General features: G+C 72.7%; 15 protein-coding genes. 2 read left to right on the top strand and 13 right to left on the bottom strand.

Annotated elements, in window-relative coordinates:
* From IHE55_RS10265 to IHE55_RS10255, 3 genes are read right to left on the bottom strand one after another with little or no spacing between them, the layout of a single operon-like run.
* The gene (locus tag IHE55_RS10265) at positions 1–1,983 is read right to left on the bottom strand and encodes a hypothetical protein (protein ID WP_197988749.1); all 1,983 of its coding nucleotides are present in this window, start codon (positions 1,981–1,983) and stop codon (positions 1–3) included.
* Positions 1,980–3,143, bottom strand: a complete 1,164-nt coding sequence (locus IHE55_RS10260; protein WP_197988748.1) for a 5'-methylthioadenosine/S-adenosylhomocysteine nucleosidase family protein — start codon at positions 3,141–3,143, stop codon at positions 1,980–1,982. Before IHE55_RS10260 ends, IHE55_RS10265 begins: the two co-directional genes overlap by 4 nt.
* Positions 3,143–3,886, bottom strand: a complete 744-nt coding sequence (locus IHE55_RS10255; protein ID WP_197988747.1) for an NUDIX hydrolase — start codon at positions 3,884–3,886, stop codon at positions 3,143–3,145. Before IHE55_RS10255 ends, IHE55_RS10260 begins: the two co-directional genes overlap by 1 nt.
* Before the next feature lie 160 nt (positions 3,887–4,046).
* On the opposite strand from IHE55_RS10255, the gene IHE55_RS10250 reads away from it, so the two are divergent.
* A complete protein-coding gene (locus tag IHE55_RS10250; RefSeq protein ID WP_197988746.1) occupies positions 4,047–6,113 on the top strand; it encodes a thioredoxin domain-containing protein in 2,067 nt (688 codons plus the stop codon).
* 555 nt (positions 6,114–6,668) lie between these two features.
* Here the strand turns inward: IHE55_RS10250 and trhA are convergent.
* Entirely contained in the window at positions 6,669–7,379 is a 711-nt protein-coding gene (gene trhA, locus IHE55_RS10245; protein ID WP_197988745.1) for a PAQR family membrane homeostasis protein TrhA, read from the bottom strand.
* A 249-nt stretch (positions 7,380–7,628) separates the two neighbouring features.
* On the opposite strand from trhA, the gene IHE55_RS10240 reads away from it, so the two are divergent.
* Positions 7,629–9,476 carry a phosphoenolpyruvate carboxykinase (GTP) gene (locus tag IHE55_RS10240; protein ID WP_197988744.1) on the top strand — a complete coding sequence of 616 codons (1,848 nt, stop codon included), beginning with the start codon at positions 7,629–7,631 and terminating at the stop codon, positions 9,474–9,476.
* Between the two features lie 454 nt (positions 9,477–9,930).
* Here IHE55_RS10240 and IHE55_RS10235 read toward each other — a convergent pair whose 3' ends face one another.
* The 9 genes from IHE55_RS10235 to IHE55_RS10195 all read right to left on the bottom strand — a co-directional run bounded on the left by IHE55_RS10235 (position 9,931) and on the right by IHE55_RS10195 (position 22,014).
* A complete protein-coding gene (locus IHE55_RS10235) occupies positions 9,931–10,572 on the bottom strand; it encodes a hypothetical protein (protein ID WP_307826599.1) in 642 nt (213 codons plus the stop codon).
* Positions 10,559–12,181 (bottom strand): substrate-binding and vWA domain-containing protein, encoded by a 1,623-nt coding sequence (locus IHE55_RS10230; protein ID WP_197988743.1) that lies wholly within the window; start codon positions 12,179–12,181, stop codon positions 10,559–10,561. Before IHE55_RS10230 ends, IHE55_RS10235 begins: the two co-directional genes overlap by 14 nt.
* Positions 12,178–13,392 carry a toxic anion resistance protein gene (locus IHE55_RS10225; RefSeq protein WP_197988742.1) on the bottom strand — a complete coding sequence of 405 codons (1,215 nt, stop codon included), beginning with the start codon at positions 13,390–13,392 and terminating at the stop codon, positions 12,178–12,180. Before IHE55_RS10225 ends, IHE55_RS10230 begins: the two co-directional genes overlap by 4 nt.
* Position 13,393: 1 nt before the next feature.
* Positions 13,394–14,476, bottom strand: a complete 1,083-nt coding sequence (locus IHE55_RS10220) for a substrate-binding domain-containing protein (RefSeq protein WP_307826598.1) — start codon at positions 14,474–14,476, stop codon at positions 13,394–13,396.
* A gap of 352 nt (positions 14,477–14,828) precedes the next feature.
* On the bottom strand, positions 14,829–16,106 hold the full coding sequence (locus IHE55_RS10215; RefSeq protein WP_197988740.1) for a pyridoxal phosphate-dependent aminotransferase: 1,278 nt from the start codon (positions 16,104–16,106) through the stop codon (positions 14,829–14,831).
* Positions 16,107–16,608: 502 nt separating this feature from the next.
* Positions 16,609–17,025 carry an SCO4983 family protein gene (locus IHE55_RS10210; RefSeq protein WP_197988739.1) on the bottom strand — a complete coding sequence of 139 codons (417 nt, stop codon included), beginning with the start codon at positions 17,023–17,025 and terminating at the stop codon, positions 16,609–16,611.
* Between the two features lie 415 nt (positions 17,026–17,440).
* Positions 17,441–18,652 carry a pyridoxal phosphate-dependent aminotransferase gene (locus IHE55_RS10205; RefSeq protein WP_197988738.1) on the bottom strand — a complete coding sequence of 404 codons (1,212 nt, stop codon included), beginning with the start codon at positions 18,650–18,652 and terminating at the stop codon, positions 17,441–17,443.
* A gap of 75 nt (positions 18,653–18,727) precedes the next feature.
* Positions 18,728–20,371: an N-acyl-D-amino-acid deacylase family protein gene (locus IHE55_RS10200; protein WP_197991916.1), complete on the bottom strand. Its 1,644-nt coding sequence runs from the start codon at positions 20,369–20,371 to the stop codon at positions 18,728–18,730.
* Positions 20,372–20,505: 134 nt separating this feature from the next.
* Complete coding sequence (locus tag IHE55_RS10195) at positions 20,506–22,014, bottom strand: alanine racemase (protein ID WP_232265515.1); 1,509 nt, start codon at positions 22,012–22,014, stop codon at positions 20,506–20,508.
* Positions 22,015–22,127 lie beyond the last annotated feature (113 nt).

The following is a 22,127-nucleotide window of genomic DNA, read 5'->3' as shown; positions in this document are numbered from 1 at the left end:
TCATCCGGCGATTTGGAAGGGCGTCAGGTTGTTGGGGCTGTGCCGTTCGATCCAGCTCTTCCCGTCTGCCGCTACCCCCTCCAGGAGGCGGAAGGTGTGGGTGGAGCCGGCCGCGCTGAGGTTGATCTCGGAAATCTCCTGAGAATCCTCGTCCGGTGCCAGTTGATGGGCATCGGCGTCCTTGACGCGGATCTTCCTGGCTGGCCCGTTGGTGAGGAACAGCTCCAGGTCGTAGCCGACGTTGGCGTTCTCTGTCACCTGCACGGAGGACAGTGCTTCGAACCGGTAGTTGCTCCGCTGTTCGTTCTTACGTGTTGCGTCGAAGAAGTTGAACTCGGAGCTGATCTCGCGGATACCGTCCTGGGTGAACAGGAACAGGCGGAAGACGTAGTGTGAGTACCTCCAGGGGCCACCCCTGACTCGGCCTCGTCTGTAGGAAGGGGCTGGGGCCACCAGAATGGTGTGGGTGATCAGGTCGCGCCAGGTGAGGCGGTGGTGCTGGAGCGCTTCATCGATGAACAACGTTTTGTCGCAGGTGAGCCAGGTCTCCATTTCCAGTTCACTGGGGCGCGTGGCGTCCAGGAACGACTGCCATTGCTGAAAGGCAATCTGTCGTGCGGTCAGCTGTTCATGGTACTTCTGCGTCTCCCGGGCCAGTCGATGCTCTTCCCGTTGGACCTCCAACCACAGGGAAGCGGCCGAGTGCCCGGCCCAGGCGGCACCGAGCACGGCCAGGAACGCCCATAGTGGCCGTGGCGAGGCGGCACCCGCGGCTGCCGTTCCGAACGCGCTCAGAGCCGCGATGATGAGAACGGCTAGGGCCGCCACGGTCACGGTCTTCGTTCCGACCGATGCCCGACCCTGGCGATGATGATCGAACAGGGTGCCATTGTTGTAGCGGTTCCGAGTGTCCTCAGCGAGGTACCGGATCAACCAGGTGACCCGGTCCACACTGATCCGGCTCTCCCGGTAGAGGTCTGCGACCTCGGCAGCGAGGCTGCTGCGGATCTGAGCGGTGTGGGCAAGCCAGGCCTCCGGGGTGAACCCGTAGGGCGTGCGGATACTGAAGTAGTGATCGAACGAATGGCGGACGCGGTTGGTGAACCCGTCCTCAGCAGAGGTGGTGCCGCGCGTGTGCGGGACGACCTTCCCGGTCGTGGGGTCCAACCGGGGTTCCTGGCCCCACCAGCGGACGCCGAAGTGTGCCGCAGTCAGACCCGCGCCGAGAGCCACCACTAACTCGACGATGGACTTGGCCGGATCCGCGATCAGTGCCAGAACCCAGAGGAGCACACTGCTGACGACGAACAGGACCGCCCGGATCGGAAGGGCTTCTTTGGCTGAGGCAGCCGTGCTCGGGCGGGGCGGCATGGCCCGCGGCCCGATGGGGGCGGGTGCGAAGTAGGCCCAGACCCGCTGGACCCGGTCGTTGCCGAAGCGCTCCGCCCTGGCCCGTCCGCAGGTTTCCGCCCACAGGTCGTCCTTCAGTCCTCCGGTCAGCATGAGGTCGAGGTGGCGGAGGATCGCATTGTGCTGGTGGAGCGGCAGGTCTTGCAACTGCTTCAGCACGGGGCCGGTCTCGCCGCTGGCGGTGCTGAGCACCGCCAGCAGGTCGAAAATGACGCGCAGGGCCTTCTTCCACTCGTCCTCGGCGTAGGTCCGCACGAGCCCAGAGGTGTGATGCAGCCGTTGGATCTCTTCGGTACTGAGGTCGTGGTAGGTGCGTGCGCTGAGTACAGCGAGTACCCAATGAAAGCGAACCTCCGCGCCGTCGTACCCGTGGGCGATCACATCGGTGATCACCTCGCGGGCACGGCTCGGGATGCCATCCTCCAGGAGCCGCACGCCTACCCTGTACTTCTCCTGCGGCGATGCGTCCGGGTGAACGAAGTAGACGTTGGAGTTGTGTACGGTCTCGGCCTGGATTCCGACGGTGGAGTCGTAGGCTGCCGAGTTGTACGCGGCACCGTTGCTGTGGCTCATGCCAGGTCACCGGCCGCGGTGACCATGGGGGCCAGCTCGGCCACCAGTGTGGGGTACTCAGCAAGCAATCCGCGCAGCCTCCTGAGCGTCATGACCGTCCGCTTCGCCGATTCAGGGGTGTTTCCCCCGGCCGCCCGGAGAGCGGAGTCCAGATCGTCCAGGGCCTCTTGGTAGGTGTCCTTGTCGAGGGCGCCCTCGGCGAGGTGCCGCGCCAGCTGATCGCGGAAACGGATCAGGTCCGAGATCAGGGTCGTCGGGTCGGATCCCTTCGGGGCCGCGTTCATGTGGACGTTGCTGCCCGTGACTGAGCCGGCCATGATGCCGACGGTGCTGTTGTGGGCGGTGTTGCTGACGCTCCGGTCGAACCGGTCAGCCGAGCCGGCCGTGCCGTCGGTGAGCATTGCGGCCCCCTCCTGCTCCCCCATCAGTTCCACTGCCAGCCGGGTGGCGAACGCCGCCGCGTTCGCTGCGGCCAGCGGCTGCCAGTTACGATCATCCGCACTGTTCTTCGTGCCGTCCGCACGGTCGCTGATCCCCCGGATGATGGCTACCGGTGCTCCGCTGAGATGACCGGCCTGTGCCACACCGGCCGCCTCCATCTCGATGGCGAGCGCGTCGTTGTAGTGCTGCCGGATCCACTTCGCCTCGGCTGAAATCCTTGAGTTCTGCACAACCTCGCCAGCGGCGATCGCCCCGAAGCGCACCTGTGGTAAATTCCGGTGGCCGGGCGTGAATTCGACCCAGTCGCTCGAACGGGCCAGGTGCGAAGCGATCTGGCTGATTCCGTGCGGTGCTTCCCACACCCGGGGGCGCGCTTTGAGTCCGTCGTCCTCGCTGGTCCCGCCATGGTAGGCGTACACATGTGTCGCCACCACCACGTCACCTAACCTGGCGGTATCCCATAGGGCACCGGCAACCCCGACGAACAGTACAGCAACGGGCGAGAATTCCTCAATCGCGCGTTCGGCGATTACTGCGGCGGAATGGTTTCCCTTGTTTGTCAGGCCGAGTGCGACACGGCATGACGTGCCCTGCACGGTTCCCACCTCGAACCGTGTGCCACGCTTATGGCGATGCACCTGCGGTCCGGTCAACCTTTGTCGCACCGCCTGGTATTCAAGATTGAGGGCAGTGAGAACCACCACCGGGCCATTCGGCATTATTCCTCTTCCTTTCTTGTGTTCTCTTCCGGTGCGGATGGCGTGGGACGGATCAGCGGTGGGAACAGCACAGTTTTCGGGCCGGCCCGGTACAGTCGTGCGGGCCGCCCTCCCGTGGACCTGCGATCGGTGCCGATGGGGACGATGAACCCTTTCGCGGCTTGGACTTTCCGGTAGAAATTGCGGGTGTCGAGTTCGGTGCCCCAGACGGCCTCGTATACCTGCTGCAATTCTGCGATGGTGAATTCTTCCCTGCAGAATGCTGTTGCGAGTGACGAGAACTCGAGTTTTGCGCGCGCCCGTTCGATTCCGTCCATGGTGATTCGGTGGTGGTCGAAGGCGAGTTCCACCTCGCCGGACAGAACGGCTTCCACGGGAACCCATGCGGCATCGGTGGCGTCCGTTCCCGCGATCGGGTCGGGCAACTCCGGTGCGATCGCCAGATGGGCCACAGAGACCACTCGGCCGCGCGGATCTCGGCCCGAGTCCCCGTACACGGCCAGCTGTTCAAGGTGCACTCGACCGGCGGTCAGGGCCGTTTCCTCGCGCAGTTCGCGGTGGGCAGCATCCAGAATCTCCTCACCGTCGTGGTTCAGGAAGCCTCCAGGCAGGGCGAGCATGCCCCGGAAAGGGTCTTCGGCCCGCTCCACCAGGAGGACGTGCAGGCGGCTCTCCCGCAGCGTGAGGATCACGAGATCGACCGTCAGCAGTACAGGCGGTGGTGACCATGTGTCGTCCGACATGTACGGCAAGGTAGGTCAGTTATTGTCACTTGCACAAGAAGGGGGCCTGCTCCGTAGCTGCGACGCGTGCGGCAGGGCTACGCAGCGACGGGCTGGCACCGACCTCGCCAGTCCGTTTCGATTTCGAGGTTCCCGCAGGCGGCGCTGCGATACTGCCCACATGGTGAACCGCCTGGCCGATGCCACTTCCCCGTACCTGTTGCAGCATGCCGACAATCCGGTCGACTGGTGGCCCTGGGGGCCGGAGGCGTTCGAGGAGGCGCGGCGGCGCGATGTGCCCGTGCTGCTGTCGGTCGGCTACTCCGCGTGCCACTGGTGCCACGTCATGGCCCACGAGTCCTTCGAGGACGAGGCGACCGCCGCGTACCTGAACGAGCACTTCGTGTCCGTGAAGGTGGACCGCGAGGAGCGCCCGGACATCGACGCGGTGTACATGGAGGCGGTGCAGGCGGCCACCGGGCAGGGCGGCTGGCCGATGACCGTCTTCCTCACCCCGTCCGCCGAACCCTTCTACTTCGGCACCTACTTCCCGCCCCGGCCGCGGCAGGGGATGCCGTCCTTCCGCCAGGTGCTGGAGGGGGTGCGGACGGCGTGGGCGGACCGCCGCGAGGAGGTCGCGGAGGTCGCCGGGCGGATCGTGCGGGACCTGGCCGAGCGCTCCCTGCCGTACGGCATGCCGCGCCCGCCGGGGGCGGACGACCTGCACAGCGCGCTGCTGGCGCTCACCCGGGAGTTCGACCAGGCGCGCGGCGGCTTCGGCGGCGCGCCCAAGTTCCCGCCGTCCATGGTGCTGGAGTTCCTGCTCCGCCACCACGCGCGCACCGGTTCCCAGGCCGCTCTGGAGATGGCCCGCACCACCTGCGAGGCGATGGCCCGCGGCGGCATCCACGACCAGCTCGGCGGGGGATTCGCCCGCTACTCGGTGGACGCCGGGTGGGTGGTGCCGCACTTCGAGAAGATGCTGTACGACAACGCCCTGCTGGGGCGGGTCTACGCGCACCTGTGGCGGGCCACCGGCTCCCCCCTCGCCCGCCGGGTCGCGCTGGACACCGCCGACTTCCTGCTCCGCGAACTCCGCACCGACCAGGGCGGCTTCGCCTCGGCGCTGGACGCCGACAGCGAGACGCCGGACGGCCGGCACGCGGAGGGCGCGTACTACGTGTGGACGCCGGAGCAGCTGACCGAGGTGCTCGGCGCGGAGGACGGCGCCTTCGCCGCGCGCCACTTCCAGGTCACCGAGGAGGGCACCTTCGAGGAGGGCTTCTCGGTGCTGCGGCAGCCGGCCGGGCCGGACCCGGCGGACGGTGCGGAGGCGGAGCGGATCGCCTCGGTCACCGAGCGGCTCCTCGCCGCCCGGGAGCGGCGGCCGCGCCCGGGCCGGGACGACAAGGTGATCGCCGCGTGGAACGGGCTGGCGATCGCGGCGCTCGCGGAGACCGGCGCCTACTTCGACCGCCCGGACCTGGTGGAGGCGGCCACCGCCGCCGCGGACCTGCTGGTGCGGGTGCACATGGACCACCAGGGGCGGCTGGCGCGCACCTCGCTGGACGGCACCGCGGGCGGCCACGCGGGAGTGCTGGAGGACTACGCCGACGTCGCCGAGGGCTTCCTGACGCTCGCCTCGGTGACCGGTGAGGGCGTGTGGGTGGACTTCGCCGGCCTGCTGCTGGACACCGTGCTGCGGCACTTCACCGCCTCCGACGGCAGCCTGTACGACACCGCGGACGACGCGGAGACCCTCATCCGCCGCCCGCAGGACCCCACCGACAACGCCGCCCCCTCCGGCTGGACCGCCGCCGCCCAGGCGCTGATCAGCTACGCGGCGGTGACCGGCAGCAGCCGGCACCGGGAGGCGGGGGAGCGGGCGCTGGGCGTGGTCTCCGCGCTGGGACCGCGCGTGCCGCGCTTCATCGGCTGGGGGCTGGCCGCCGCCGAGGCGGTGCTCGACGGCCCGCGCGAGGTCGCGGTGGTCGGACCGGCGGACGATCCGGCGACCCGCGCGCTGCACCGTGTCGCGCTGCTGGGCACCGCGCCGGGCGCCGTGGTGGCGCTCGGCGAGCCGGGGCGGCCGGAGGTGCCGCTGCTGGCCGACCGGCCGCTGTTCCACGGCCGGCCGGCCGCGTATGTGTGCCGCGCGTTCACCTGTGACGCGCCCACCGCCGACCCGAAGGTCCTGGCGGCGGCGGTCCGGGGCGCGGGGGCGGACCTGCCAGCGGCCGGGCGGTAGCGGGCACGCGGCGCGTCCGTACTCCGGGAGCGCCGCCGGCGCCACCGTGCGCCCGCGTACGGCGCGTGCGGGATGGTCGCCGGCGCGTGCGCCAGGCCGGGGGCGCCGCCGGGCGCGTGGCGGACCGGCGTACGGCACATGGGTGGCGGATCGGTGCGTTCGCCCGGCGGTCGGTTCGGCGGCCGGCCCGGCGTACGCGGGCGGCTGTGCCCGGCGCGCGGGAGGGCGGACCGGCGCGCGGGAGGGTGGATCGGAGCGAGGCGCGGGTCAGCGCTTCTCCTCGCACCCGTACGCGTCCGGGCCCGCCCGCGGGCTCGTTCCGGTACGCGGGAGGGGGGTCCCCCGGCCCTGGCCCCTTGCCGGTGCTGCCTGGTCCGGCCCGGCCCCGGCCGGGCGGGCCGGTGCCTTCGGGCCCGTACTCCCGGTCCCCCGGGGCGGTTCCGGTGCGGCGTACCCGGGCCCGGCGGCCGACGGGCCGGTCCGGGTATGCGGGGCGTACCCGCATCCGTCACGTGCCCGGGTGCGCCCGGCCGTACCGGGCGCGGGCCGCACCGGTCAGCCGTGCTGGTAGGCGACGAGCGAGATGCCGACGTAGTGCACCGCGAACGCGGCGAGTGTGAACGAGTGGAAGACCTCGTGGAAGCCGAACCAGCGGGGTGAGGGGTTGGGGCGCTTGGTGCCGTAGACCACCGCGCCCACGCTGTAGAGCACCCCGCCGACGATGATCAGCGTCATGACCGCTATGCCGCCGCTGCGCATGAAGTCCGGCAGGAAGAAGACCGCGGCCCAGCCCAGCGCGATGTAGCAGGGGGTGTACAGCCAGCGGGGGGCGCCCACCCAGAAGACCCGGAAGGCGATGCCGGCGAGCGCGCCGGCCCACACCAACCACAGCAGCAACTCCTGCTTGCCGTCCGGCAGGAGCAGCAGGGTGAACGGCGTGTAGGTGCCGGCGATGATCAGAAAGATGTTCGCGTGGTCCAGCCTGCGGAGGACGGCGGTGGCGCGCGGGCCCCAGTTCCCGCGGTGGTACAGGGCGCTCACCCCGAACAGCGCGCACGCCGTCAGGGTGAAGATGGCGCAGGAGATCCGCCCGCGGGTGCTGTCGGCGAGGGCGGTGAGCACCACCCCCGCGACCAGGGCGGTGGGGAACATCCCGGCGTGCAGCCACCCGCGCAGCCTCGGCTTGAGGGGGGTGGACAGGGCTGCGGCGGGCGCGTGCGGGGCGTCGCTGACGGCTTCGGGCGCTGCGGCGGTCATGTGCTTCATGCTACCTACGCCACCGTAGGTTACGCCCTGGTGTCGAGTGGTGATGGTCACGGAGGCGTCCTCTGGACAAGCAGGCCAACTCGCCGGATGATCAAATGAGCGCGGTCGGCACCGGATGAGCTGAGCATCCGGGTCGCAGCCCCCAAGGGGTAGCTGTCTCCATAAGCGGATACACGTGCACCTATCCGCCGAAAACCCTCGACACATGACGCCGGGAGCTTCGGGCCCGCCGGCGGAAATGGAGCGATCGTGGCGCGCAGTAATGCGGCTCCCCCCACCACCCCCAGCACCCCGCCCACCCGCCACCGGGAACTGATCTCCTGGGTCGAGGAGATCGCCGCCCTCACCGAGCCGGACCGGATCGTGTGGTGCGACGGCTCCGAGGCGGAGTACGAGCGGCTGGCCGAGGAACTGGTGGCCAAGGGCACCTTCAAGCGGCTCGACCCCATCAAGCGGCCCAACTCGTACTACGCCGCCTCCGACCCCACCGACGTGGCCCGGGTGGAGGACCGTACGTTCATCTGCTCCGAGAAGGAGGAGGACGCCGGCCCCACCAACCACTGGAAGGCCCCCGCCGAGATGCGCGAGATCTTCTCGGGCGAGCAGGGGATCTTCCGCGGGTCGATGCGCGGCCGCACCATGTACGTCGTCCCGTTCTGCATGGGGCCGCTGGGCTCGCCGCTGTCCGCCATCGGCGTCGAGATCACCGACTCCGCCTACGTCGCGGTCTCCATGCGCACCATGACCCGGATGGGCCAGCCGGTGCTGGACGAGCTGGGCGAGGACGGCTTCTTCGTCAAGGCCGTGCACTCGCTCGGCGCCCCGCTGGCCGAGGGCGAGGCCGACGTCCCGTGGCCGTGCAACTCCACCAAGTACATCTCGCACTTCCCCGAGACCCGCGAGATCTGGTCCTACGGCTCCGGCTACGGCGGCAACGCCCTGCTGGGCAAGAAGTGCTACGCGCTGCGCATCGCCTCGGTGATGGCCCGTGACGAGGGCTGGCTCGCCGAGCACATGCTCATCCTCAAGCTCACCCCGCCGCAGGGCGAGCCCCGGTACGTCGCCGCCGCCTTCCCCTCCGCCTGCGGCAAGACCAACCTCGCCATGCTGGAGCCCACCATCTCCGGCTGGACGGTGGAAACCATCGGCGACGACATCGCCTGGATGCGCTTCGGCGAGGACGGCCGGCTCTACGCCATCAACCCGGAGGCCGGGTTCTTCGGCGTCGCGCCGGGCACCGGCGAGCACACCAACGCCAACGCCATGAAGACCCTGTGGGGCAACGCGGTCTTCACCAACGTCGCGCTCACCGACGACGGCGACGTGTGGTGGGAGGGCATGACGGAGGAGACCCCGGCCCACCTCACCGACTGGAAGGGCAACGACTGGACCCCCGAGTCGGGGACCCCGGCCGCCCACCCCAACGCCCGCTTCACCGTCCCGGCCGGCCAGTGCCCGATCATCGCGCCGGAGTGGGAGGACCCCAAGGGCGTGCCGATCTCGGCGATCCTCTTCGGCGGCCGCCGCGCCAGCGCGGTCCCGCTGGTGACCGAGTCCTTCACCTGGCAGCACGGCGTCTTCCTCGGTGCCAACGTCGCCTCGGAGAAGACCGCCGCCGCCGAGGGCAAGGTCGGCGAGCTGCGCCGCGACCCGTTCGCCATGCTGCCGTTCTGCGGCTACAACATGGGCGACTACATGGCGCACTGGATCAAGGTCGGCAAGGCCGCCGCGGAGCGCGGTGACGAGGCCAAGCTGCCGAAGATCTACTACGTCAACTGGTTCCGCAAGAACGCCGCGGGCGAGTTCGTGTGGCCGGGCTTCGGCGAGAACAGCCGGGTGCTCAAGTGGATCGTGGAGCGCCTCGACGGCAAGGCCGAGGGTGTCGAGACCCCGATCGGCGTGCTGCCGGCCAAGGGCTCGCTGGACACCGACGGCCTCCAGCTCGCGGCGGAGGACCTGGAGTTCCTGCTCACCGTGGACGAGGACGTCTGGCGGGAGGAGGCGGCGCTGGTCCCCGAGCACCTGAACACCTTCGGCGACCACACGCCCAAGGAGCTGTGGGACGAGTACCGGGCGCTGGTGGAGCGCCTGGGCTGACCGGCCGCCAGGCCGTTCCGCGACGCCCGCGCCCGACCGGCGCGGGCGGACCGCGGCCCCGGTGCGCCGCCCCGCGTACGGTGCGGCACCCGGGGGGTCGGCGCGCCGCCCGGCGCACGGTGCGGCGCGCCACGGACCGGTGCCGCCCGGCGGGACGTCCCCGTGCCGCCCGGCACACCGCGCCACCCGCCACCGGGCCCGGCCGGCGCCGCCACCCTCCTGACCTGGGGCGGCGTCCGGCCCGGGCGGCCCCGGCCGGGCCCGGTCCCCGCGTCACGCCCGGTCCCCGTGTGACGCCCGGTCGCCGCGTCACGCCCGGTCTGTCACGCCCCGGCGGACGCGCCACGCCCCGGTGGCGGGCGCACCGCCGATCGCGCGGCGGCGCCCGCGAGCGGACGGCGCCCCGCGGTGGCCGCGCCCGGGGAGCGAGCGGCCTGCCGCCCGGCCTGTGGCGTCAGCCGCCCCTGCGGCGGTCCTCCAGGTACCGGGTGTGCGTCTCCTGGCGGCGGGCCTCGGTGTCCCGCAGCGCCGACGCCAGCGCGTCGGCCTCCTCGAACAGCAGCCCGAGCTGACGCTCCAGATGCCGCTCCGGCGGCTCGGTGCCCGGGTTCAGCCGGGTCCACCACCGGGCGCGCGCGTAGGTGTCCACCGCCTCCGGGATGTCCTGGCGGATCGCCCGGGACAGCGCGTGCACCGCCTCCGGGTCGCGGCCGAGCGCGTCACCCACCCAGCCCGGTTCCAGCAGCGCCTCCAGCAGATCGGTCAGCTCGGTGAGCCGGCCGCCGGCCGCCGGCGGCAGCGTCACCTCGCCCAGATACTCGCGCAGGGTGGCGAAGTCCGTCCGGACCGCCTCCAGCTGCTCCTCGGGGTCGGGGAACTCCGGCGACCGGGGCCGCTCCGGCGGGGCGATGAGCGCCGCCGCCCCGTACAGCCCGCCGATCACCACCGGCCAGTACGTACCGGCCGCCCCGGCGAAGGTCAGCCCCAGCCCGCCGAGCCCGGCGACACAGCCGGCCAGGTTCTTCCGCGACTCCAGGTAGCCCAGCAGCCGGCCGCCCGCCGCGGCGGTGGGCCCGCCGCCCCTACTGGTAGCCACGGATCTCCTCGAACGCCGAGGCGAGCGACCCGCCGCGCACCGCGTCGAACAGCCGGCCGCCGGTGAGCGTCGCGATGCCCTCCAGTTCCTTCCGGTCGGAGTCGCCGAAGACGATCGGGAAGACCGGGACGTCGCGCAGCTCGCCGGGGAGCCCGCGGTGGAAGGACCGGAAGTCGCCGGCGTCCGCGCCGGTGGTGTTCTCGCCGTCCGTCATCAGCACGATGGAGGAGAACCGGTCGTCGCCGGAGCCGTCCGCGCCGCGCTCCCGCAGATGCTCGTACGCCGCCCGCAGGCTGGTGTAGATCGCGGTGTCGCCGGAGGCGGTCAGCCCCTCGGCGTCGGCCCGGATGCGGTCCAGCGCCGCGCCCTGCCCGGTCTTCGGCACGGTGTGCGTCACCGTCCGTTTCACCTTCTCGCCGAACGGCATCAGCGTCACCTCCTCCCGGTCCCGGAACCGCTGTCCGGGCGCCGAGGTGCCGGTCCCGGTCAGCTGGGCCAGTGAATCCTTCAGCTGCTCCAGCCGCTCGCCCTCCATCGACCCGGAGGTGTCCAGCACGTACACCGTGCGCGACGGGCGGCGGAGCGTGTTCTCGTAACCGGCCAGCAGCCCGTCGGCGACCGAACGGCTCGCCGGGAACGGCAGCTCCCGGCGCTTGGCGGCGCCCAGTCCGGCGGCCGGCCGCACCGAGCCGGCCACCGGGCGGCGGAACGTCCCGTCGGTGATCGCCCGCTGCGCCCCGGTCCCGCGCAGATAGCCGGTGAGCGCGGCGAAGGAGTCCTTGGCGTGGTCGGGGGCCGAGGTCAGCAGGGTCAGCGGGTAGTCCGCGGTGAGCACCCCGTCGGCCGGGCGGAGCACCGTCAGGCCGGTGCCGGCGTCCCGGTTCATCGACAGCAGCACCGACTCGTAGTTGATCAGCCCGTCCAGGTCGCCGCGCCGGGTGTAGGCATCGGCCAGCCAGCCGGAGGAACCGGAGGTCAGCCGCTGCCCGCCGAAGAACTCCCGCAGCTTGCCCGAGACCGCGGCCACGTCCTCGTCGGTCAGCGCGCCCTGCGCCCCGGACAACCCGGCGGCCAGCGCGATCAGCGCGGAGAACCCGGAGTTGGAGCGGACCGGGTCGGTCATCCCGAAGCGCAGCTTCCCGTCGGCCGCGGCCCGGTGGATCTGCGACCAGGTCACCTTCTCCGGCGACCAGCCCAGCCGGTCCAGGGTCTCCTTCCGCACCCCCAGGGCCACCGGCGAGGTCATCACCGGGGTCTCCGAGGCGATCTTCCCCGCCGCCTCCGGACGGAGCCGCAGATAGTCGTTGGAGGAGAGCCAGATGGCGTCGTACGCGCCGTCCGCCTTCCCGGTGACGACCTGTTCGGTGGCGTCCAGGGTGCCGGTCCAGGTGGCCTCCACCCGGACGCCGGTGGCCTTGTGCGCCGCCTCCAGCACCGGCTTCATGTCGGACAGTTCGCTGCTGGCCAGCACCCGCAGGGTGCCCGGCGCGGCCGTGGTGGGCCGCCCGCCGTCCGGCCGGTCGGAGTCGTCGGACCCCCCGCCGCAGCCGGCGAGCACCCCGGTCAGCAGTGCGGCGGTCACCGCCGCCACGAGCCGGCGGGCCTTCATCCGGCACCCCCTTCCAGCTGCCCCGCGGTGCGGGTGCGCTCCAGATACGTGCCGGCCCGGGACAGCTCGCCGGACAGCGAGGCCACGGTGGCCGCCATCGCCTCGGTGGCCCGGACCTTGTAGGTGTCGATCGCGTCCAGCGTCGCGAAGATCTCCTGGAAGGCCGCGCGCAGCGTCTCCTCGCCCACCGCCGGGTCCGCGGCGATCCGCTGGATCTCCCCGCTCTGGGTCGCCAGCATCGCCGAGTTGGCCCGGATCAGTTCCTCGGTGGTGGTGCGCAACGCGTCGACCTGCTCGGTCACCTTCCGCTGGTTCTCCAGCGCGGCCGAGAGCATCACCGCGATCCGCAGCGCCGAGACGGTGGTGGTGGCCGCCCGCTCCACCCCCTTGATCAGCTCGTCGTTGTTCCGCCGGACCACGTCCATCGCCAGGTAGCCCTGGGCGCACACGGCCAGCTGGGTCAGCAGGTCCTGGTGCTTCTGCCGCACGGGGAAGAGCACATCGGCGCGGAGCGCCTCCGCCGCGCGCGGATCGGTGGCCTCCGCGGCGGCGATCCGCTGCTCCACCGCCTCGTCCAGCGCCTCGGTGAGGACCACGTACTCCTGGAGCCTGCCCATGGTCTCCCACAGCCGGGTCCGCTCGGTGTGCAGTGCGGCGTTGTCCCGGCGCAGCTCGTCCTGGCCGCCGCGGAGCGAGGAGACGACCTTGTTGAGGGTGCCCTGGGCGGAGGCGTACCGGGCGATGTGGTCGCGGACCTTCCGGCCGCCGGGCAGCTTCGACAGCAGCCGGCGCGCGCCGCGGGCGGGCGTCTCGCCCGGGTCCAGGTCCTCCATGGTGCGGCGCAGCTCCACCAGCGACCCGGCGACCCGGCTCTGCGCGTCACCGCCGCCGTCCAGTGAGCGCACCGTGCGGTCCAGCATCCGGTTGGACTGCTGGGCGGCGTGCTGGATTTCGGCCGCCCCCAGCTCGGTGATCTCCTCGATCCGGGAGGTGAACTCCGGGGAGCGCGCGTCCAGCCCGGCGAGCCCGCCCACGTAGTCGGCGGCCCGCCGGCGCATCTCGGTGCGCACCTCGTCCGCGACCGGCACCAGCCGGTCGGCCTGGTCGGGTGCCACCGGGGGCACCGGCTCCGGCGGGGTGAGGGTGAGCGGCCGGTCCGGTGCCGCGGCGGGGGCGGGCGCCGGAGCCCGGCCCAGTGGTGGGGTGGTCATGTCAGGCTTCCCGTCCCTTCGCGCGGCGCGCCATCTCCTGGAGTACCTCCGAGGTGGGCACGCGGGCCTGGCTCACGTCGGTCAGCCGCTGGTTCAGGTAGTCCTTGTGCCGGTCGGTCGCCCGGAGAAACTCGCTGCGGTCGCCCTGCGGGCGGAAGCCGTGGCGCACCGCCAGCCTGCGCAGCTCGGGGTCGTCGGAGAGCAGTTCGCCGAGCTTCCTGCCGCCCTCGGTCAGCGGCACCAGGGTGTGGTCGCTGTAGACGTTGGTGTCCGGGTAGAGCACCACCAGGTCGTCCGCCGGCTGTTCGTCCGCCAGGTACTCGGCCACCTGCGACTCGTAGACCAGCACCAGCGCGTCGCCGACGCCGCTGATGAAGTCCCAGAACGGCCCGTCGGTGCTGGTCTTCTGCGCCCCCTGCACCTCGATCAGCTTCCGCATCAGCGGGGCGGTGGCCCGTACGTCCTCGGAGCCGGAGGCGACCTTGCCGCCGGCCGCCACGTAGGAGGCGGTGGCCAGGTACAGGGCCCCGGAGTTGGAGGTGAGCGGGTCGGTGCTGATCACGCAGAGCCGGCCGGTCAGTTCCGGGTACCGGCCGGCGTCCTTGAGCTGCTGCCAGTTGCGGTTGTCGTCCACCGCGTCGAGGTAGGGCTTCATCCGCAGGGTGCCGGTGTGCCCGCCGTTCAACCGTGCCAGCCCGTTGGCCTCCAGCACCCGGGCCGCGGGCGTGCGGGCGACCACCACCAGGGGTGAGTAGAAGGGCCGGGGCAGCTCGCCGCTGATCCGCAGCCGGTCCTTGAGCGCGGTGGCCGGGGCGCCGCTGCCGGGGAACGCGAAGTCGTACCCCTTGAGGTCGCGGTCCTCCATCGCCCAGGACCCGGAGGTCTCGTACTTGACCTCCACCCCTTCGTCGGCGAGGGCCTCGACGACTTCCCTGTCCTTGAAGAAGTCGCCCTTCTCCGACCCGATCACACCGCGCACGGTCGTCGTTGCCGTGTTCGTGTCCTGGTCACGGCCCGCCACCACGGCGACCACCACGCCGCCGATGAGCAGCACCGCCAGGACGATGCCCATGATGCGTTTCACAGGCGCAGGATTCCGCGCGGAAGCCAACATCCCGGCCGGCGGCCGGTGAACGGGCGGTGACGAGCCGATCCCAGTACGGAACCGGAACTCGTCGTACCTGTAAGGAGGTTGTGGCATCCGTCAGCCGCGTGCCGACGGCCGGCCACCGTGCCCGCCGGGTCCGGGCCCGGCGCCGCCCGCCACCGTGACTCCCCGGCGGCCGGCGGGTGCGGGGGCCCGTCCGCGGTGTGAGGGTGCCGGGGCGTGGGGCCCCGGCACCTCGGCGCGGACCGGGCCGGGTTTCCGGCGCGGGCCGGGCCGGCGGCGCCGCGGACCGGGTGCGGACCGCGTCACTGCCGTACCCCGGTGCGGGTCAGCCCGCCGGCCGCGCGGTCCAGGTGAGGCCCGCGGCGGACATCCGGCGCACCGCCTCGGTCACCCCCTCGGTGCCGGAGCCGAGGTAGAGCCGCAGTTGCGGGTCGTGGCCGGCCTCCTCGGGGGCGGGCATGGGCCACGGCCACACCGGCGCGGTGAGCACCCCGGTCCGCTCGAAGCACACCGCGCGGAACTCCCGGGCACTCTCCTCGTCACCGGCGTAACCGGGCGGCACCCGCACCACGATGTACGGGGTGCACTCGCCGGTGTGCACCGCCGACGCCGGGTATCCCAGCCGCTTGACGAACTGCTCCTCGGCGGCCGCCCGGGTCTCGGTCAGCCGGACCCGCTGCTCGGCCAGGAATTGTGTACTCGCCACCGATTCCAGCCAGTCCGCCATCGCGTGCTGGAGCATTCCCGACGACATCAGGGAATGGTGCAGCCGGTATCCGTTCACCAGCGCGTCCAGGATTTCCGGGGGCGCGGTGACCGCCCCCACGCCCCACCCGTTGCAGCCGAATTGCTTTCCCATCGACTGCACCGCCAGCCAGGGGGCGCCGGTGGAATTCCCGGCCGCCCGGCGCCGGTCGAGCAGCAGCCGCAGTGCGGATGTGGGCTCCACCGCGACATCGTGCACATTGAGGTACGCGTCGTCGATCAGGACGGCGGCGCCGGCGGATTCGGCGGCGTCCAGCAGGGCGTTGACGGAGTCGGGGGACCAGTTGACCGCGGTGGGGTTGTGCTGGGCGTTCACCACCACCATTGCCGTCCCGGCGGCCGGGTCGCGGGCGATCTCCGCGGCGAGTTCGGCCAGTTCCTCGGGGTCGGGGACGAAGCCCCGGTCGAAGCGGAGCGGCAGGTGACGCACGTCGTAGCCGAGCGGGGTGAGCACGCCGGCGTAGTCCCAGGCGGGCCCGGCGACCAGGGCGACCGGCCGGCGGGCGGTCGCGGGCCGGCGGTCCAGCACCAGGCGGGCGAAGTCGAACATCGCCGCCCGGGTGCCGGTCCAGGACACCCCCACCTCCCAGTGGCGTCCGCGCTCGGCGGTGTCCGGCAGCCGGTGGGAGGCGGTCAGGTGGGCGGCGAGCGCGGTGCGCAGCCGGGGCAGTCCGTGCAGGGAGAGCTGATAGCCGTGGGAGGACCGGGGAACCTGGCGCAGACAATCGGCGAGACCCGGGGGGATGCGGTCCCAGGTCTCCCCGAAGCTCATACATATCGGTTCACCGTGCGGCATTCCGGCGGCCAGGTACTGCCGCAGCAATCCCGCGTCCGGCATTCCCGTGGGGGAATGGTCGGGGGTCAGTAATTCGGTTAATGCGCGTTCACTGATCACCCGCGGCAGGGTAGCGACGGTGAACCGGTCGCAACCATTCCGGACATGCCCGGCAGCCGCTGGGTGAGACGTGCGTGCGCACCGGCCGCGGAAACGGCACCGCGCCGGCGGGGCGGGCGGCGGGCGCGTGCCCCCCGGGGCGGGCCGGGTCGCGTACCCCCGGGGGTGGGCGGGGCGTGGTGCCCGGGTGGTGCGCCCGCCGGGCTCGTGGCGGGCCGCCGCGGACGCCCGGCCCGCGGTGCCGGGGCGGGTGAGGGAGGGCGGGTGAGGGAGGGCGCGCGCCCGCGGATGTTCCGGCCGGGCCGGTCGGGGTGCGGTACGGGCGGTCACGCCGGCCGGATCACCGGGGTGACCCGGCGACGGTGCGGGCGGCCGCCACCGGGCCGGCCCGGCCGGGACGGGCGGCCGGGCCGGTCGGGCACGGTGCGCGGGGGTCCGCGGTGGTTCAGGCCGCCTCGATGCCCAGCGCGCCGGCGTGCGCCGCCATCCGCTCGGCGGCGAGGGCGGCGCCCTCCGCGTCGTTGTGGGAGGTGGCCACCACCAGCGCGTTCCCCGCCAGGGAGTGGGCGCGCTGGTGGAGCTGGGCGATCTTGGCAGCCGCCCGGTCGGTGGCGGTGGTCGGCGCGGCGCGCAGCGGGCGGACGCCCGAGCGCAGCCGGGTGACCTGGTCGCTCAGGCGCTGGGCGGCCTCGTCCAGCGCCGGGTCGGGGGAAAGGGCGCGCAGCTCGTCGGTCACGGTCAGCAGTGCGGTCAGGTGTCCGGCGAGCCGGATCCTCAGCTCCTCCTGGCGGGAGCGGTGCGGGAAGTCGCCCGCGCGCACGGCCATGCTGTGGACCGACTTGGTGCGGATCGGTTCGTACATGTCGATGGCCTCCTGACAAGCTCAGAAGGCCATCCTAACTTAGACACTGTCTAAAGTTGTCCGGTCTACAGAAACGTGACCGGGGCGGCGCCTCCGCCGGGCACCGGCGGGGGCCGGCGGCCGGGCCCCGCCGGTACGGCGCACCGCCGCCCGGGGGCGCACCGGCGCCGGGCGGGAGCAGCCCTCGGCGCCGCTCACCGGAACGGCGCGGGGGCCCACCGGCACGGGGCAGGGGCGGCCGCCGGCACGGCTCACCGGCGCCGGGCGCCGTGGGCCACCCCGCCCCGCCGCCCGGCGCTCACCGGTACCGGGCGCCGGCGCCCACCGGTACGGCCCGGCGGCACCCAACGGTCAGGCCCGGCCGGGGCCCGCGCCGCTCACCCCCGGAGCGCGGGACCGCCCCGACGGCCCCGGTTCACGGCTGGCTGTAGCCGTCGAGGAAGTTCCCGATCCGGGTCACCGCGTCCGCCAGGTCCTCCTTGACCGGCAGCGTCACGATGCGGAAGTGGTCCGGCTCCGGCCAGTTGAAGCCGGTACCGTGGACGATCATGATCTTCTCGGCGCGGAGCAGGTCGAGCACCATCTGCCGGTCGTCCTTGATCTTGTAGACCTTGGGGTCGAGCCGGGGGAAGGCGTACAGCGCGCCCCGGGGCTTGACGCAGGTGACCCCGGGGATCTCGGTCAGCAGCCGGTGCGCGGTGTCGCGCTGCTCCAGCAACCGTCCGCCGGGCAGCACCAGGTCGTTGATCGACTGCCGGCCGCCCAGGGCGGTGGCCACCGCGTGCTGGGCCGGCATGTTGGCGCACAGCCGCATGTTGGCCAGGATGGTCAGGCCCTCCAGGTAGCTGGCGGCGTGCGCCTTGGGGCCGCAGACCGCCAGCCAGCCGCTGCGGTAGCCGGCCACCCGGTACGCCTTGGACAGCCCGTTGAAGGTGAGCGTCAGCAGGTCCGGGGCGATGACCGCGGTCGGGGTGTGGGTGACCCCGTCGTAGAGGATCTTGTCGTAGATCTCGTCCGAGCAGACGATGAGGTGGTGCCGGCGGGCGATCTCGGTGATGCCGCGCAGCAGCTCGTCGTCGTAGACCGCGCCGGTGGGGTTGTTCGGGTTGATGACGACGATCGCCTTGGTGCGGTCGGTCACCTTCCGCTCGATGTCGGCCAGGTCCGGCAGCCAGTCGGCCTGCTCGTCGCACCGGTAGTGCACCGCGCGGCCCCCGGCCAGCGACACCGCGGCCGTCCACAGCGGGTAGTCGGGCGCCGGGACCAGCACCTCGTCGCCGTCGTCCAGCAGCGCCTGCATCGCCATCTGGATCAGCTCCGAGACACCGTTGCCGAGGTAGATGTCCTCGACGTCCAGCTCGATGCCCTTGGTCTGGTAGTGCTGCATCACCGCGCGCCGGGCGGACAGCAGCCCCTTGGCGTCGCCGTAGCCGTGGGCGTCGCCGAGGCTGCGGAGCATGTCCTCCAGGATCTCCGGCGGGCAGTCGAACCCGAACGGCGCCGGGTTGCCGGTGTTGAGCTTGAGGATGCGGTGACCTGCCGCCTCCAGCCGCATCGCCTCCTCAAGCACCGGACCCCGGATCTCGTAGCAGACATTGGCGAGCTTCGTGGACTGGGTCACCTGCATGCGGGCCACCTTAACCACGCCGCCGACCACCCGCGCGGTGTTTCTTCCCACGTCCCCGGGGGTGTCGGCGGGCCGTCAGCGCCCCGCCGGGCGGCTCCCGGCGCGCCGGACCGAGCGACCCGCCAGGACGCCGGTGCGGCGCCCGTCTTTCATCACGAAGCGGCCGTCGATGAGCACATGCGGAATACCGGTCGGAAGCGTCCGGGGGGCTTCGAAAGTGGCGCCGGCGGCCACCGTGTCCGGATCGAGGAGCACCAGATCCGCGCGGTACCCGACCCGCACCAGCCCCCGGTCGGGGAGCCGCAGCCGGGCCGCCGGGCGCCCTGTGAGGTGTGCCACGCACTCCTCCAGACCGAGTACCCCCAGCTCCCGTACGTACCGGCCGAGGTAGTGCGGGAAGGTGCCGTACGCCCGCGGGTGCGGCTTGAGCCCGTGCAGGATGCCGTCGCTGCCGCCGGTGTGCACCCGGTGGCGCATGATCGCCCGGACGTTCTCCTCGTGGCCGACGTGCTGGAGCACCGTCGTCCCCAGCCGGTCCTCCACCAGCAGCCGGCGGGCGACGGCGAACGGCGGCTCGCCGCGCTCCCGCGCGAGCTGTCCGACCGTCCGGCCCACCTGCCCGGCGAGCGCGGGCGTGCCGACCCCGGAGATCTCCACGGTGTCCCAGTCCACCGGCACCCCGTGGCAGCCGTCGGACCCCTCCACCTCCATGGCCCGGCGGATCCGCGCGGCCACGGCGTCGTCGCGCAGCCGGGCGAGGGTGGCGTCCGGCCCGCCCTCGGTGGCCCAGCTGGGCAGCAGCGCGGCGAGCGTGGTGCAGCCGGGGAGGTACGGATAGGTGTCCAGGGTGATGTCGGCGCCCTCGGCCAGCGCCCGGTCCAGCAGCGCCAGCAGTTCCGGCGCCCGCCCCTCGTTCACCCCGAAGTTCATGGTGGCGTGCGCCAGGTGGAGGGCGCAGCCGGCGTTCCGGGTGAGCGTCACCATCTCCTCGTAGGCGGCGAGCGCCCCGGCGCCGTAGGAGCGGTGGTGCGGGCAGTAGTAGCCGTCGTAGCGGGCCACCACCCGGCACAGCTCGGTGAGTTCCGCGTCCGAGGCGTACATGCCCGGGGTGTAGGTGAGGCCGGAGGACAGCCCCACCGCCCCCTGCTCCAGGCCCTCGGCGACCAGGTGGCGCATCCGGTCCAGCTCCGCGGGCGTGGCGGGCCGGTCCTCCCAGCCGACGGCGAGCATCCGCACCGTGCCCTGCGGCACCAGGTAGGCGGCGTTCACCGCGATGCCCTCGCCGCCGAACCCGTGGTCGAGCCGGTCCAGGTACCCGCCCACGTCCCGCCAGTCGAACTCCACGGCCGGGCCGTCCGGGCCGGCGGTGCCGTCCCCGTTCCAGCCGCTGATGGCGGTCCGGACCTCGGCCAGCGTCCGGTCGTCCACCGGTGCGTAGGAGAGCCCGTCCTGCCCGATCACCTCCAGGGTGACGCCCTGCGCCGCCTTCGCGGAGTGGTCCGGGTCGCGCAGCAGCGCCAGGTCGCTGTGCGCGTGCATGTCGATGAAGCCGGGGCAGAGCACCAGCCCGTCCCCGGCCACCGTGGCGCGCCCGGACGGGCGCGGCTCGCCCTCCCGGGCGATCGCGGCGATCCGGCCGCCGGCCAGGGCCACATCGGCCCGGTAGGCGGGTCGTCCGGTCCCGTCCACGACGCGCACGTCGCGCAGCACGGTGTCCATCGCGGCTCCTGCCATCGCTGGGATTCACGTCATCGCCGTCCGGGACCCGGCCGGGGTCCCGGACGGGCTCTCAGGCCGGCCCGTGGCCGGGTGAGGGCCCGGGGCGGCGGCCGGGGCCGGGGCGGCCGGCGGGGTCAGAAGTAGGTGCGGATGTAGTCGGTGACCGTGCCGTCGGCGGTCACCAGCGGGATCAGCTGCCACTTGTCGAACGAGGTGCACGGGTGGGACAGGCCCAGCCCCACCCAGTCGCCGACCTCCAGCCGGGTGCCCGGCTCGGTCCGCAGCCAGGCGTGCTGGTCCGACAGCCCGGTGACGGTGATGCCCGCCGCCTCGCGGAACGAGCCGTCACGGGCGTCCCGCACCAGCCGCGCGTACGGCAGGTCCAGGTCGTACGCCGCGTCCCGCTTCCCCGCGTTGAGGAACGCCTGCTCCGGCGAGGGCCGGGAGACCACCTGGGCCCAGAGCGTGAACGCCGGCCGCAGCGCGCCCTCCTGGGGGACCCGGTTGAAGGGGGTGAGCCGCCGGTAGTGGCCGTCGTCGTGGGTGACGTACGCGCCCGAGCGCAGCAGCTTCAGCACCGGCCGGGAGAGCGCGGGCAGCTCCGCGAAGACGTCGGCCACCGCGTCGAACCAGGCGCTGCCGCCCGCGCTGACCACGATCTCCTCGCGGTCCGCGAACCGGCCCGCCGCGTCGAACGCCACGGCGAGCGCGGTCAGCCGGCGCAGCCAGGCCCGCACCCGCGCGTCGTCGGCGTCCGGCACCTCGCCCTCGTACCCGGCCACGCCCACCAGCCGCAGGGTGCCGGTGGCCGCCACCGCGTCCGCCACCGCGGCGCACTCCGCCTCGGTGCGCGCCCCGGTCCGCGCGCCCTCGCCCGCGGCCAGCTCCACCACCACCTCCAGCGGCCGGCGCGCCCCCGCGGCCCGCAGCGCGGCGTCCATCAGCTCCACCCCGCGCACCGAATCGACGTACAGCACGCACCGGAAGCCGGGGTCGGCGTCGAGCTCGGCGGCGAGCCAGCGCAGCGCCGCGGCGTCCACCACCTCGTTGGCCAGGAAGACCCGCCGCACGCCGAACGCCCGGCAGACCCGGACCTGGTGGGGCACGGCGACGGTGATGCCCCACGCGCCCCGCTCGATCTGCCGGGCGAACAGCTGCGGGGCCATCGAGGTCTTGCCGTGCGGGGCGAAGGCCAGGCCGTGGCGCTCGGCGTACTCCTCCAGCAGCGCCAGATTGTGCGTCAGGGATTCCGCGGAGAGGGTCAGGACCGGGGTGGTGAAGCCGCCGGTGAACAGGTCGCGGCGCTGGGCGGCGAGTTCCCCGAAGGTCAGCCCGTCCGCGTCCGGCGGAAGCCCCTTGAAGCGGTGGTCCAGCACGGTGCCGGCCAGCGCGTCCGGTGCGTCCGGTGCGCCCGATCCGGGCGCGCCCGGGTCCGCCGCACCCGGTGCGCCCGCTTCCGCCGCGCCCGCGCCCGGCGCGCCGCCGGGGCCGTGCGCGGGGGCGCGAGTGGTGTCCGGTGCACCTGCGGTGCCGGCGGTGTCCGGTGCGCCTGCGGTACCGGCCGTGCCGGGGGCGTCGGCGGCACCGGCGGTACCGGCGGTGTGGCGGTCAGTGGTTCCTTCGGTCCGGCGATCGGCGACCATGGGAGACTCCCGAACTGGCTGGCCCCGCCATGACCTTTTCTGTTGCGCCCTGTGCAACGGTCATTGCGGCGTGTGCAAGGGCTGTCTAACATCCCGGCGAGTACCGGGTCAAC

This window comes from Streptomyces pactum (genome assembly GCF_016031615.1).
Lineage (GTDB): Bacteria > Actinomycetota > Actinomycetes > Streptomycetales > Streptomycetaceae > Streptomyces > Streptomyces pactus.
Note: the sequence above shows the minus strand (reverse complement) of the source record. Positions and strands in the feature narration are given on the sequence as shown.

Coding starts and splice junctions, on each gene's coding strand:
- IHE55_RS10200 (WP_197991916.1), bottom strand. CDS start 20,371: ATGGACACCGTGCTGCGCGACGTGCGCGTCGTGGACGGGACCGGACGA.
- IHE55_RS10255 (WP_197988747.1), bottom strand. CDS start 3,886: ATGTCGGACGACACATGGTCACCACCGCCTGTACTGCTGACGGTCGAT.
- IHE55_RS10230 (WP_197988743.1), bottom strand. CDS start 12,181: ATGAAGGCCCGCCGGCTCGTGGCGGCGGTGACCGCCGCACTGCTGACC.
- trhA (WP_197988745.1), bottom strand. CDS start 7,379: ATGAAGCACATGACCGCCGCAGCGCCCGAAGCCGTCAGCGACGCCCCG.
- IHE55_RS10215 (WP_197988740.1), bottom strand. CDS start 16,106: ATGCCGGACGCGGGATTGCTGCGGCAGTACCTGGCCGCCGGAATGCCG.
- IHE55_RS10265 (WP_197988749.1), bottom strand. CDS start 1,983: ATGAGCCACAGCAACGGTGCCGCGTACAACTCGGCAGCCTACGACTCC.
- IHE55_RS10225 (WP_197988742.1), bottom strand. CDS start 13,392: ATGACCACCCCACCACTGGGCCGGGCTCCGGCGCCCGCCCCCGCCGCG.
- IHE55_RS10195 (WP_232265515.1), bottom strand. CDS start 22,014: ATGGTCGCCGATCGCCGGACCGAAGGAACCACTGACCGCCACACCGCC.
- IHE55_RS10205 (WP_197988738.1), bottom strand. CDS start 18,652: ATGCAGGTGACCCAGTCCACGAAGCTCGCCAATGTCTGCTACGAGATC.
- IHE55_RS10210 (WP_197988739.1), bottom strand. CDS start 17,025: ATGTACGAACCGATCCGCACCAAGTCGGTCCACAGCATGGCCGTGCGC.
- IHE55_RS10260 (WP_197988748.1), bottom strand. CDS start 3,143: ATGCCGAATGGCCCGGTGGTGGTTCTCACTGCCCTCAATCTTGAATAC.
- IHE55_RS10250 (WP_197988746.1), top strand. CDS start 4,047: ATGGTGAACCGCCTGGCCGATGCCACTTCCCCGTACCTGTTGCAGCAT.